12 protein-coding genes are annotated in these 12,235 nt (G+C 70.8%); 5 read left to right on the top strand and 7 right to left on the bottom strand.

Annotated features, from left to right (window positions below; genetic code table 11):
* Positions 1 to 2 precede the first annotated feature (2 nt).
* Positions 3 to 896: a hypothetical protein gene (locus KYK13_RS01330; RefSeq protein ID WP_223641197.1), complete on the bottom strand. Its 894-nt coding sequence runs from the start codon at positions 894 to 896 to the stop codon at positions 3 to 5.
* 355 nt (positions 897 to 1,251) lie between these two features.
* Here KYK13_RS01330 and KYK13_RS01325 point away from each other — a divergent pair, with 355 nt between their 5' ends.
* From KYK13_RS01325 to KYK13_RS01310, 4 genes are all read left to right on the top strand, one after another.
* On the top strand, positions 1,252 to 3,210 hold the full coding sequence (locus tag KYK13_RS01325) for a M3 family metallopeptidase (protein WP_223646460.1): 1,959 nt from the start codon (positions 1,252 to 1,254) through the stop codon (positions 3,208 to 3,210).
* A gap of 277 nt (positions 3,211 to 3,487) precedes the next feature.
* Positions 3,488 to 5,176, top strand: a complete 1,689-nt coding sequence (locus KYK13_RS01320; RefSeq protein WP_223641194.1) for a DUF1592 domain-containing protein — start codon at positions 3,488 to 3,490, stop codon at positions 5,174 to 5,176.
* Positions 5,173 to 6,501 (top strand): DUF1552 domain-containing protein, encoded by a 1,329-nt coding sequence (locus KYK13_RS01315; RefSeq protein WP_223641191.1) that lies wholly within the window; start codon positions 5,173 to 5,175, stop codon positions 6,499 to 6,501. Before KYK13_RS01320 ends, KYK13_RS01315 begins: the two co-directional genes overlap by 4 nt.
* 87 nt (positions 6,502 to 6,588) lie before the next feature.
* Positions 6,589 to 7,242: a CAP domain-containing protein gene (locus KYK13_RS01310; protein WP_223641188.1), complete on the top strand. Its 654-nt coding sequence runs from the start codon at positions 6,589 to 6,591 to the stop codon at positions 7,240 to 7,242.
* On the opposite strand, the gene KYK13_RS01305 is transcribed toward KYK13_RS01310, so the two are convergent.
* The 3 genes from KYK13_RS01305 to KYK13_RS01295 form a co-directional block, all read right to left on the bottom strand.
* On the bottom strand, positions 7,236 to 8,174 hold the full coding sequence (locus tag KYK13_RS01305; protein WP_223641185.1) for a hypothetical protein: 939 nt from the start codon (positions 8,172 to 8,174) through the stop codon (positions 7,236 to 7,238). The genes KYK13_RS01310 and KYK13_RS01305 overlap by 7 nt on opposite strands.
* Positions 8,175 to 8,251: 77 nt before the next feature.
* On the bottom strand, positions 8,252 to 8,929 hold the full coding sequence (locus KYK13_RS01300) for a lipopolysaccharide assembly protein LapB (protein ID WP_223646459.1): 678 nt from the start codon (positions 8,927 to 8,929) through the stop codon (positions 8,252 to 8,254).
* A gap of 5 nt (positions 8,930 to 8,934) precedes the next feature.
* Positions 8,935 to 9,144 (bottom strand): hypothetical protein, encoded by a 210-nt coding sequence (locus tag KYK13_RS01295; RefSeq protein WP_223641183.1) that lies wholly within the window; start codon positions 9,142 to 9,144, stop codon positions 8,935 to 8,937.
* Between the two features lie 114 nt (positions 9,145 to 9,258).
* Here KYK13_RS01295 and KYK13_RS01290 point away from each other — a divergent pair, with 114 nt between their 5' ends.
* Entirely contained in the window at positions 9,259 to 9,861 is a 603-nt protein-coding gene (locus KYK13_RS01290) for a CAP domain-containing protein (protein ID WP_223641180.1), read from the top strand.
* Between the two features lie 22 nt (positions 9,862 to 9,883).
* Here KYK13_RS01290 and KYK13_RS01285 read toward each other — a convergent pair whose 3' ends face one another.
* The 3 genes from KYK13_RS01285 to KYK13_RS01275 form a co-directional block, all read right to left on the bottom strand.
* On the bottom strand, positions 9,884 to 10,717 hold the full coding sequence (locus KYK13_RS01285; protein WP_223641178.1) for a dienelactone hydrolase family protein: 834 nt from the start codon (positions 10,715 to 10,717) through the stop codon (positions 9,884 to 9,886).
* Between the two features lie 188 nt (positions 10,718 to 10,905).
* Positions 10,906 to 11,739 carry an FKBP-type peptidyl-prolyl cis-trans isomerase gene (locus KYK13_RS01280; RefSeq protein ID WP_223646457.1) on the bottom strand — a complete coding sequence of 278 codons (834 nt, stop codon included), beginning with the start codon at positions 11,737 to 11,739 and terminating at the stop codon, positions 10,906 to 10,908.
* 203 nt (positions 11,740 to 11,942) lie between these two features.
* Positions 11,943 to 12,203, bottom strand: coding sequence for a GlsB/YeaQ/YmgE family stress response membrane protein (locus KYK13_RS01275; RefSeq protein ID WP_223641175.1), 261 nt, complete (start codon positions 12,201 to 12,203; stop codon positions 11,943 to 11,945).
* Between the last annotated feature and the right edge of the window lie 32 nt (positions 12,204 to 12,235).

The following is a 12,235-nucleotide window of genomic DNA, read 5'->3' as shown; positions in this document are numbered from 1 at the left end:
GCTCAGTAGCAGTTGGGCGCGAACAGCTCGTCGTCCGACGCGGACACGAACTGATCATCGCAGTAGGCGGACGCCAGCATGTGGCCGTTGCGCACGCAGCCGTCGTGGTTGGTGGCGTCCAGCGTGTACTGCGTGTCGCCGCCGCAGCCGCCGCCGCAGCGGCCGAAGCAGTTGCCCATCACCTTGGGGCGCGACCAGTGGTCCGGCTCGCCGCACACCCAGGTGGTGCCGTTCATGTAGTACTCATCGCCGCTGCACGTCGTGTGATCACCCAGCTGGGCGATCTGCTGGTTCCTCGGGTTGTCGAAGCCCCCCACGTTGCAGTCGTGCTTCGCGTACGAGTACCAGTTGTACGTACCGCCGCAGCTGCCCGTCCACTTGCCGGCGCACTTCGCGTAGCTGCACAGCATCGTGTAGCCGCGGCCCTGCTCGCCCATCACCGTGCGCTTGAGCGTGACGCTCGTGGGCTGCTGCGCCCACAGGCCCACCGCGCGGCGCAGGTACATGGCCTCCGGCGCCGCCGCGTCACCCTGCGGCAACCCCTGGTTCAGCGCCCCGTAGAACGCGCTCAGCGCCTGCCGGTCCGCGTCCACCACCTGCGTGTCCTGCACATTCGCATCCGCGAAGCCGTCCAGCGTGGACACACCCGACGCCGGGTCCATCAGGCCCGTCAGCGTCATGCCGTGCATGCGCACCTCCACGCGGTACACACCGGGCTCCACCTCGCGCGAGGCGAAGGACACCGCCTGCCCGTCATGCGCCCACGTGCCCTCGGTCAGCCCCGTGCCGGTGTTGAGCGACAGCCCCTCGGGGGGCGCCGGCGGGGCTTCCGTGCCCGCGCCACCACAGCCCCACAACAACAACGCCGCGACAGCACCACCCAGAGCCTTGCGCATCGGTGTTCACCCTCCGGCCAGGATCACATTCATGGAATTCGAGGCGAGCGCCGGATTACCGGGCGGTTGGACGGGACTCAAGGCGGGCTGCGTCAGGGGGGCCTCCAGGCACCCGGCCGGCGCCAGGGGCCCGCCTGGCGCTTCACGGCGGACGGGCGCGAAGGGGCGGGGATGTGGCATGACGGCCCTCGCGAAGCACGTCGTTCCCCTTGTGGAGGAAGTCCCCTTGAGAATCCCCGCACTCACCGTGTTGGCGGCGCTCGCCGCGACGGGTTGCTCCAACGGCAGCATCACCCAGAACCGCGAGGCCCAGGCACGCCTGGCGGCCAACGCCGCGAAGCCCCAGGTGGCGCCCATGAAGGGCTCGGAGTCCCTCGCGGGCACGCCGGACGCATTCAAGGCCCTGTGCAAGGCGGACCTGGAGCGGGCCCAGGCGCAGGTGGTGGCGCTGAAGAAGCTGGATCCGAAGACGAACGGCCAGGGCGTCCTCAAGGCGTACGACGAAGCGCAGACGGCCATCATCAACGCGGCCAACCGCTCCAGCCTCACGCACGAGGTGCACCCGGACGCCGCCATGCGCGACGCGTCCCGCGAGTGCGAGCAGCAGGTGGACGCGGCCAGCGTGGCGCTGTCGCAGGACCGCGGCGTCTACGACGCGCTGTCGCTGGTGGACCTGTCCAAGGCGGACGAGGCCACGCGCCACTGGATGGACCGCACGCTCCTGGACTTCCGCCGCGCGGGCGTGGACCGGGACGAGGCCACGCGCGCCAAGGTGAAGGCGCTCAATGAAGAGATCCTCAAGCTGGGCCAGCAGTTCGGGCAGAACATCGCGGAGGACACGCGCAGCGTGGCCTTCACGCCCAAGGAGCTGGACGGGCTGCCGGAGGACTACAAGAAGGCGCACGCGCCGGGCGCGGACGGCAAGGTGGTCATCACCAGCAACTACCCGGACTACTTCCCGTTCATGACGTACGCGAAGAACGCGAAGGCGCGCGAGAAGCTCTGGCGCACCTACCGTCAGCGCGCGTTCCCCAAGAACCAGGCCGTGCTCGCGCAGCTCATCGAGAAGCGCGACGAGCTGGCGAAGCTGCTGGGCTACGACTCCTACGCGGCCTTCACCACCGAAACGCGCATGACGCGCACGCAGCAGGCGGCGGCGGACTTCATCGACCAGCTGGCGCAGGCCACGGAGGCTCGCGCGAAGAAGGAGATGGCGGAGCTGCTGGCGCGCAAGAAGAAGGACGTGAAGGGCGCCACCGTGGTGGAGCCGTGGGACCAGGACTTCTACGAGGACCGGCTGCGCGCGGAGAAGTTCGGCTACGACTCGCAGACGGTGCGGCCCTACCTGGAGTACGCGCGGGTGAAGGACGGCGTGATGGGCATCACCTCCAGCCTGTGGGGGGTGGCCTTCCAGCCGGTGAAGGACGCGAAGACGTGGCACGCCGACGTGGAGGCGTATGACGTCGTCGACAACGGCAAGCCGCTGGGCCGCATCTACCTGGACATGCACCCGCGCGACGACAAGTACAAGCACGCGGCGCAGTTCGACCTCGTCACGGGGGAAGAGGGCAAGCGGCTGCCGGAGGGCGTGCTGGTGTGCAACTTCCCGCGCCCCGGCGACCTGATGACGCACGACGAGGTGGAGACTTTCTTCCACGAGTTCGGCCACCTGATGCACGCCATCTTCTCCGGCCACCAGAAGTGGACGCCCATCTCCGGCATCTCCACGGAGCGCGACTTCGTGGAGACGCCGTCCATGCTCCTGCAGCAGTGGGCCGAGCAGCCGGAGGTGCTCAAGAGCTTCGCCAAGCACCACGAGACCAACGAGCCCATCCCCGCGGAGCTGGTGGAGAAGCTGCGCGCGTCGAAGGAGTTCGGCACGGGCCTGTACGCGCGCCGGCAGCTGTTCCTGTCCGCGGTCAGCCTCCAGTACTACTCGCGCACGCCGGGCTTCGACACGGCCGCGGTGCTGGCGGAGCTGCAGAAGAAGCTGTCCCCGTTCCGCCACGAGTACCGCGACGGCACCCACTTCGAGCTCGCGTTCGGGCACCTGGATGGGTACTCGGCCGCGTACTACACGTACCTCTGGTCCTCCGTCATCGCGAAGGACCTGGAGTCGAAGTTCCAGGAGAACGGCTACCTGGACCGTGACACGGCCATGCAGTACCGCAAGACGGTGCTGGAGCCCGGCGGCTCCAGGCCCGCCGCGGAGCTGGTGAAGGACTTCCTCGGCCGGCCCTACGGCTTCGAGGCCTACCGCGCGTACCTCGACGGCGCCCCGAAGACGACGGGCACCGCGAAGGACTCGAAGTAACGCGGGTTGCATCCCCGGGAGCGGGCCGCGCCTCCCCGCCCGCTTCCGGGAACGCCGCGCCGCCTGCCCCGCCCATCGAGGCAGGAGTCGGCGCGCGGTGCCTCCCACTCCCAGGACCCAGCCCGGCCGCGGAACGGTTCTTCCCCATCCGTTCCCCCGCGCGTCCCCATCTCCCCCCCGGAGATGGAGCCGTGCGTCGGCCCGTCGTCACGCGGCGTTGGTGAGGGATTTGCTTGGGTGCGCGCTCGCCGGGGGCCTTTCGCGGCCCGGAGGAGGCGTGCACGACGTGAGGGCCAGCGGTTGGAGATGGCGGAGGAGGAGCCTCGCGGCGGCGGCGGTGCTGCTGGCCGTGGGCTGCAACGGCTCACCTCCCAAGGCGAGGGTGCTCCCGGGGCCGGACGCCCCCGACAACACGCCCGTGGATCCGCAGGACGCGCAGTGCCGCGAGGCGGCGCGCGACCCGGGCCGCGTCACGCTGCACCGCCTCAACCGCGCCGAATACAACAACACCGTGCGCGACCTGCTGGGGGACACGAGCTCGCCCGCGAGCGACTTCCCGCCGGACGACCACGGCTTCGGCTTCGACAACAACGCGGACGTGCTCAGCATGTCCCCGCTGCTGATGGAGAAGTACTCGCGCGCGGCGGAGGTGCTGGTGGACGCCGCGTGGGCGCGAGGCGCGTTCAACACGTGCGCGCTCGACCCGGCCCAACCGGAAGCGTGCGCGAAAGAGCTGCTCAAGACCTTCGTGCGCCGGGCCTGGCGCCGGCCCGTCACGCCGGAAGAAGTGGAGCGGCTGGCCGCGTTCGTCACGCTGGCCCGGCAGCATGGCGACACGCCGGAGGTGGGCGTGAAGCTGGCGCTGCGCTCGGCGCTGGTGTCGCCGCACTTCCTCTTCCGCGTGGAGCTGGACCCCGCCCCCACCTCCCTCGCGCCGCATCCCGTGAGCGACCTGGAGCTGGCGAGCCGCCTGTCCTACTTCCTCTGGAGCAGCATGCCGGATGAAGCGCTGCTGCAGGCCGCGGAGGGCGGCCACCTGCACGAGCCGGAGGTGCTGGAGGCGCAGGTGCGGCGCATGCTGGTGGACCCCAAGGCCCGCGCGCTGGTGGACAACTTCGCGGGCCAGTGGCTCTACACGCGCGCGCTCGACTTCTCCCAGCCGGAGTCCCGCTACGGCTTCGACGAACCGCTGCGCGCGGCCATGCGCCAGGAGATGCAGCTCGTCTTCCAGGAGTTCATCACCGGCGACCACCGCATCGAGGACCTCTTGGACGCGCCCTTCACCTACGTGAACGACCGGCTGGCCACGCACTACGGGATGCCCAGGCCCGGCACCTCCGCGATGACGCGCGTGGAGCTGAAGGACCACCCGGAGCGCGCGGGCCTCTTCGGCAAGGGCGCGCTGCTCACCGTCACCGCCAACCCGGACCGCACGTCGCCGGTGAAGCGCGGCGTCTGGGTGTTGGAGCAGCTGCTGTGCAAGGGGCCGCCTCCGCCACCGCCTGACGCGGGCGGGCTGGCCCCGGCGGTGGACCCCACGCTCAACATCAAGGCGCGCATGGCGCAGCACCGCGCGAACCCGTCCTGCGCGGGCTGTCACACGCTGATGGATCCGCTGGGCTTCGGCCTGGAGAACTTCGACCCGGTGGGCCGCTGGCGCACGAAGGAAGAAGGCGGCGCGACGGTGGACCCCAGCGGCGAGCTGCCCGGGGGCAAGTCGTTCAACGGCGTGGTGGAGATGCGCGAGGTGGTGAAGCAGGACCCGGACCTGTCCGCGTGCATGACGCGGCACCTGCTCACCTACGCGCTGGGGCGCGGCGCGGAAGACCAGGACCGCTGCACCGTGCGCGACATCTCCCAGCAGGCCGAGTCCCAGGGTGGCCGGCTCACCGACTACATCCTCGCCATCGTCCGCAGCGACGCGTTCCTGCGGCGGCACGGCGAGGCGGAGGCACCCAAACCATGAGCCGCACCCCTACCCTCTCCCGACGTACGCTCCTGCGCGGCATGGGCGCGCTGATGGCGCTGCCCCTGCTGGACGTCATGCGCCCCAACACGGCCCGCGCCGCCCCACCGGCCCCGCGCCGCTTCGTGGCCTTCTACACGCCCTGCGGCATCCACATGCCCAAGTGGACGCCCGACGACGAGGGCGCGAACTACTCGCTGACGCCCACGCTCGCGTCGCTGGCGCCGGTGAAGAGCGACCTGCTGGTGCTGAGCGGCCTGAACAACCTGCCCGGCAAGCCGGACGGCGACGGCCACCACGCCGCCGCGACGTCCGCGTTCCTCTCCTGCGTGAAGGCGCGCAAGACGGAGGGCACCAACATCCACACCGGCATCTCCATGGACCAGGTGCTGGCGAACGCGGTGGGCAAGGCCACGCGCTTCCCGTCGCTGGAGCTGGGCATCGACCAGGGCAAGGGCATTGGCAACTGCGACTCCGGGTACGCGTGCCCGTACGCGAACAACATCGCCTGGGCGGGGCCGTCCAGCCCCGTGCCCAAGGAGACGAAGCCGCGCGCGGCCTTCGAGCGGCTCTTCGCGGACTTCGACCCGGGCGCCACGCAGGCGGAGCTGGCGAAGCGCAAGGCGTATGGCCTGAGCATCATCGACGCCGTGCGCGACGACGCGAAGGCGCTCCAGTCGAAGCTGGGCGCCACGGACCAGCACAAGCTGGACGAATACTTCACCGGCGTGCGCGAGCTGGAGCTGCGCGTGAACGCGATGGACGGCGCGGGCCCCACGTGCGGCGCCGTCACCGAGCCCGCGGACACCGTGGACGTGCGCGAGAAGACGAAGGCGATGCTGGACCTCATCGTGCTCGCGTTCCAGTGCGACCTGACCCGCACGTGCACCTTCATGCTGGGCAACGCGCGCAGCGAGCGCGTGTATTCGTTCCTGGGGCTGACCGGCGAGCACCACGCGTACTCGCACCACCAGCGGGCCCAGGCCAACTACGACGCGCTGGCCAAGATCGACAAGTGGGAGGTGGAGCAGTTCTCCTACCTCCTCCAGCGCATGAAGGGCGTGCAGGAGGTGAACGGGACGCTGCTGGACCACACCGCCGCGTACTTCTCCAGTGAGATCGCCGACGGCAACATGCACGAGCACAAGAACCTGCCCATCCTGCTCGCGGGCCGTGCGGGCGGCGCCCTCGCGCCGGGCCGGCACATCCGCTTCGGGGGCCAGCCGCTGGCGAACCTCTACATCGCCCTGCTCAACATGTTCGGCGTGCCCACCACGACCTTCGGCGACGACGGGACGGGGTCGCTCTCCGGGCTGGGAGCGTAGGGCGGGAGGGCGCTCGGGCCCCCCGGGGTCCGCCTGCCCGGTCCGGTTCTCCTGCACGCGGGGCGCCAGTGCGGAATGATTCGGCGCATGGCTCCTCCTGTGTTCTGTCGCGGGCTCGCCGTGGCGCTGCTGACCCCGTTGCTCGGCTGTGGCTCCAGCGCGAGCGCGCAGCGCCCCGTCTCCGCTTCCACGAAGAAGGCCGCGACCACCGCCGTCGCGCGCAAGGCCGCCGAGGCCACGCCCGTGCCTCGCGAGGGTGCTCGCAAGCCGGTGCCGTCCGCCGCGGAGCTGAAGCGCGACATGGTGGCCGCGCACAACGAGGCGCGGGCGAAGGCCTCGCGTCCCACGCCGAAGCCGGCGCTGCCCGCGCTCACCTGGTCCGACGAGGCGGCGCGCAAGGCGGAGGCCTACGCGAAGGAGTGCCGCTTCGAGCACAACCCGGACCGGGGCGGCTTCGGTGAGAACCTGGCCGCCGCGACGCCGGACACCTGGACCACCGCGCAGGTGGTGAAGGGCTGGGCGGACGAGGCCTCCGACTACGATTACGCGTCCGGCAAGTGCAGGGCCGGGAAGATGTGCGGCCACTACACGCAGGTGGTGTGGCGCACCACGAAGGCGGTGGGCTGCGCGACGCGGCTGTGCACGAAGAACTCGCCCTTCGGCGCGGACGTGAAGACGTGGCAGCTCTGGGTGTGCAACTACGCGCCGCCGGGCAACTGGGTGGGCGAGAAGCCCTACTGAGCCGCGAGCGTGATGACCTCGATGCCGTTCGCCGTCCCCACGGCGAAGCGGCGGTTCGCGGGGTCCATGGCGAAGGGCGGCGGAGGGGGCAGGTGGCTGCGCATGCTGCCCAGCGCCTTCCCCGTGTCCAGGTCCTCCCAGCGCTGCACGACGCGGCCGGTGGAGCGCGACACGAGCTTCGGGTGGACGAAGAAGTCCACCACGTGCTCCGCGTCCACGACCATCAGCGGGCCCGCGGGCTCCTCCAGCTCCACCTCCGCCAGCACCTTCTTCTCCGTCAGCGAGTACGTGCCCAGGAAGAAGGTGGCGTCGTCGCGGGACTCTTCAATCCGGACGAAGACGAGCGCGTCCTTCGCGCCGAAGGCCACGGACAGGAGGAAGATGCCGTTCTCCACGCCGTCCATCAGCGCGGCGCGGTCCAGCGATGCGGGCTCCTCCAGCGCGCGGGGCACATCGAACACCGACGCCGCGTCCACCGGGTGCCAGATCCAACCCGCGCTCGCCAGGTAGCGCCCGTCCGGGCTGAACTGGAGCCGCGAGTGGAAGATGTCCATCGGGGTGTTGTCGCGCTTCGTGAGGCGCTCGCCGGTGGCGGCGTCCTCCAGCTCCAGCACGCAGTACGACTCCGGGCAGTGCGCGAGCAGCGTGCGTCCGCTGGGGAGCGTGTGCAGGGCCACGGGATAGTCGTGGGTGTCCGCGTGGTAGAAGTCGCGCGTCAGCTGCCGCACCACATGCGTGCCATCGAGCAGCAGCCCCGCCGTCCCCAGCGATTCGTACAGCACGCTGAACCGGCCGTCCGGGGACATCACCGCGCGGTCGAAGCGGTAGGCGTAACGCACATGCGGGTCGGAGAGGGTGCCGTCCAGGTGGTAGCGCACCAGCCCACCCACCGGGTCCACGAGCGCGTCGCCGCTCCAGCACAGGGAGGACACGGCGCCGGGGGTCTTCAGGGTCTGTCTCTTGAAATCCATGGCGCCGGGGACGGGGGTCCCCGGCGCGGACTGACGGCTCAAGCGGGGAGCATCCCCAGCAGCTGCTGGGCCTTCGCGCGCAGCTCCTTGTCATCCCCCTGGAGGACCTGCTCCGCGTGGTGGCGGGCCCTGGCGGGCTCGCCCAGGCGCAGCGCCAGCGCCAGGTTGAAGTGCGTGGTGGGGTCCTCCGGGTGCGCCTCCAGCACCGGGGCGAGCACGCGCGCGGCGAGCCCTGGGCCCTCCTGGGGCACATGCTCCAGGTAGTGCACCGCCAGGTCGTTGGGCGCGCCCGTGTCCGTGGGCTCCCTGGCGACGGCCTCCTCCAGCAGCGTGCGCACCCGGCCGTGCTGGCCCGCGACGTCCAGCGCCCGCGCGAGCTGCCGCCGGGCCTCCACCGATTCGGGGTCGCGCTGGAGGACCTCCTCGAAGAGGGGCAGGGCCTCCGCCAGCTTGCCGGAGAGCAGCGCGGCCATCGCGTGCAGGCCGATGAAGTTGGGGTTCTCCGGCGCCAGCTGGCGCAGCCGCAGCGCCGCGGCCAGGGCGTTCTGCGTGAGCCCTCCGAGCAGCGACAGGTTGAAGATCTCCTCCCAGAGGACCGCGTCGTCCGGCGCCAGCGTCAGCGCGTCCCGCAGCTCCTGAAGCGCGAGCCCCAGGTCCCCTGTCTCCAGATACGCCCGCGAGCGCTCCCACTGCGCGCGGTAGGACTCCATCGCCATCGTGCTCAACCCCGGAACATCTTGTGGAACAGCCGCATGAACATGCCCGACGTGGGGGCGGTCTCCGGGCGGCCGGCCTGCTGCTGCGCCTCCGACTGGAGGTCCAGCTTCATCTTCAGCTTCTTGAGGTCCGGGTCGACGGAAAAGGTACTGAACTCATCGTTCCCTTCGAGAGCTGTCTGGATCTTCCTCGCGCGGGTTTCGTCCTGGCTCATGTCGCCCCTCCTGACCGGACCCCGACCCTATCACGGGCCCCCCACCGCTCCCCATCCCGGCTGCCCTCCTGTCCGCTTGCCCGCACACCCACCCGCGCGCGGATAATCCCTCCCATGCGACGCCCCTCCCGCCTCCGCTCCCTGTCGTCCATTGGACTGCTCAGCCCCTTCCTCCTGCTCGCCTGCATCCCGGGCGGGGACACGGACGACACGACCGTGGACGCGGGCATCCAGGAGGACGGGGGCACCGGCACCGACGCGGGGACCGTGGAATTGACGCAGTTCGCCCGGGACATGCTGGAGGCCCACAACGCCGCCCGCGCCGCCGCGATGCCCACACCGTCACCCGCGCTGGAGCCGCTCACGTGGGACCCCAGCGTGGCGGAGGTCGCCCAGAAGTGGGCGGAGACCTGCGCGCTCGACCACAACCCGGGCCGGGGGAACGCCGGGGAGAACATCGCGTGGGCCACTCCGGGCTACTGGGACACGAAGGGCGTGGTGACCAAGGCCTGGGTGGCCGAGGTGGCCGACTACGACTACGCGAAGAACACCTGCAAGACGGGCGCGCAATGTGGCCACTACACGCAGGTGGTGTGGCGCAACACGCGCCGCCTGGGCTGCGGCGTGCAGCGCTGCAACGTGAACGGCTCCACGTGGGACTTCTGGGTGTGCAACTACGCGCCCCCCGGCAACTACGTGGGCCAGCGGCCGTACTGAGGGCCGCCGGCCCCGTGCGTCTTCAGCGCTTGAGGGTGCGCGCGAGGAACGCGGACGTCTCCGCCCAGGCGGACGCGGCGGCGCGCGCGTCGTAGCGGGCGCCGGACGGGTTGGCGAAGGCGTGGTCCGCGTCGTACTCCACGATGCGGCTGCGCACGCCGGCCTCGTCCAGGGCCTTCTCGAAGGCCTGCACCGTCTCCTGCGGGATGGACTTGTCCTTGGTCCCGAAGATGCCCAGCACCTGCGCCTTGATGGTGGACAGCTCCTGCGGATCCGTCACCGGGGAGCCGTAGTAGAGGACCGCGGCGCTCAGCTCCGGGATGGCCATGGCGGCGCGCAGCGACCAGCCGCCGCCGAAGCACCAGCCGATGCTGCCGGTGCGCGGGGCCTGGATGCGCGGGTCGCCCTTGAGGAACGCGTGCGCGGCCAGCAGCGTCTTCGTGGCCTGGTCGTCGTCCGCTGCCTTCACCAGCGCGAGCGCCTCGTCGGGCGTGGTGGCCACCTTGCCGTGGTAGAGGTCCACCGCGAGCGCCGCGTAGCCCTCGGCCGCCAGCCGGTCCGTCCAGGCCTGCACGTGCTCGTTGAGGCCCCACCACTCGTGGATGACGATGATGCCGGGCAGGGGGCCCTTCGCGTTGGGCGGCAGGCTCAGGTAGGCCTTGGAGCCGTCGGACAGCTCCACCTGCTGGCCCTTGCGCTCGGGGGCGGCGTCCGTGCGCAGGGTGTGCATGGCCTTGAACTCCTCCTCGGAGACGGCGCCCGTGGCGGAGGGCGTGCGCGACACCTCCGACGGCCTGCCCGCCGCGCAGGCGGTCATCATCAGCGCCGCCGCCAGCACCCACGTGAGCCTCTTCATGTCCGGCCTCATCGTCCGTGTCCTTTCGGGGCCCGGGCTCATCCGGGCCGCCTTCCGCGTGCCTTCCGGGCGTAGCGCGGTGGAGACGGAGGCGCCAGCGCGTTGAAAAGCGAAGAGGGCCGGCGCGAGGGGAAGTCCCCCACGTCCGGCCCTCGTTCATCAGCGCTCCCGCGTGGGAGCGGCGGTGACTACTTCGTCGCCGGGGGCGGCTTGGCGGCCGGGGTCTTCGCGCCGGGGGCCTGCGGCTTCGCGCCAGGGGCCGGAGGAGCGCCCATGCCGCCGGGCATGCCCGGGGGCGCCTCGGGGGGCTTCACGATCTCGAGCAGCTCCACGTCGAACACCAGGGCGGCGCCGCCGGGGATGTTCGGGGGCGCGCCGCGGTCGCCGTAGGCGATGTCGGAGGGGCACACGAGCTGCGCCTTGCCGCCGACCTTCATCTTCTGGAGGCCCTCGGTCCAGCACTTGATGACGCCCTGGAGCGGGAACTGCGTGGGCTCACCGCGCTTGTAGGACGAGTCGAACTCCTTGCCGTCCGCGAGCGTGCCCTTGTAGTGCACCTTCACGATGTCGGTGGCCTGGGGCTGGGGACCCGTGCCCGCCTGGGTCTCCTTGTAGATGAGGCCGGACTCGGTCTTCACCGCGCCGGGCTCCTTGGCCTTCTCCTCCAGGAACGCCTTGGACTTCTCCTTCTCCGCGTTGGCCTTGCGCAGCGACCGCTCGCGCGCGAGGTCCTGGAGCTTGGGGCCGTAGGTCTCCAGGTCCACGTCGGACTTCTGGCCGGTGACCTGGGCGGTGAGGCCGGCCTTCACGAACTCCAGCTCCTGCGGGGTCATGTCGAACACGCTGATGCTGCGGCCGATGGACAGGCCCAGCGCGTACAGCGTCTTCTGCTCTTCGGTCTGCGGAGCGCCGGCGGTGCCCGCCGTAGAGCTGCCGGTGGCGGAGGTCTCGCCCGGCTTCGCGCCCTGGCCCTGGCAGGCCGTGAGGCTCAGCATCGCCGCGATCAGGATCGTCTTCTTCATCATGATGTCGTCGCCTTTCCTTTGGCTTCAGCGGCGGCCGACCGCCCCCCGCTGCATGCCTGGGGGCGCGGTGTACTACAGAAAGTGCCCGGCATCCTCTTGGGAACCGTGCTTTCCCCGGAAGGGGGTCCATGCAGGTAGGACAACCGGCCGCCGGGCGTCGAAACCCGCGACAAGGCCCCGGATTCCCGGCGGTTGGAGCGCTACCGGGAGCGTCCGCCGAAGGCCGCCTGGGCCACGAGGAGCAGGACGATGGCCCCCAGGATGGCGCCGAAGAACCCGGTGGGTTCCGGGTCGCGCCAGTTGGTGCCCCGCCAGACGGACGTGAGGAAGCCGCCCACGAAGGCGCCGGCGATGCCCAGGAGCGTGGTGCCGATGCAGCCCAGGCGCTGGTTCCCCGGCAGCACGGCCCGGGCGATGAGCCCCGCGAAGAAGCCGAAGATGATCCACCCCAACAGCCCCATGACGTCCTCCCCGTGCGGCGTGTGAAGGCCCG

The organism is Corallococcus sp. EGB (genome assembly GCF_019968905.1).
Lineage (GTDB): Bacteria > Myxococcota > Myxococcia > Myxococcales > Myxococcaceae > Corallococcus.
Note: the sequence above shows the minus strand (reverse complement) of the source record. Positions and strands in the feature narration are given on the sequence as shown.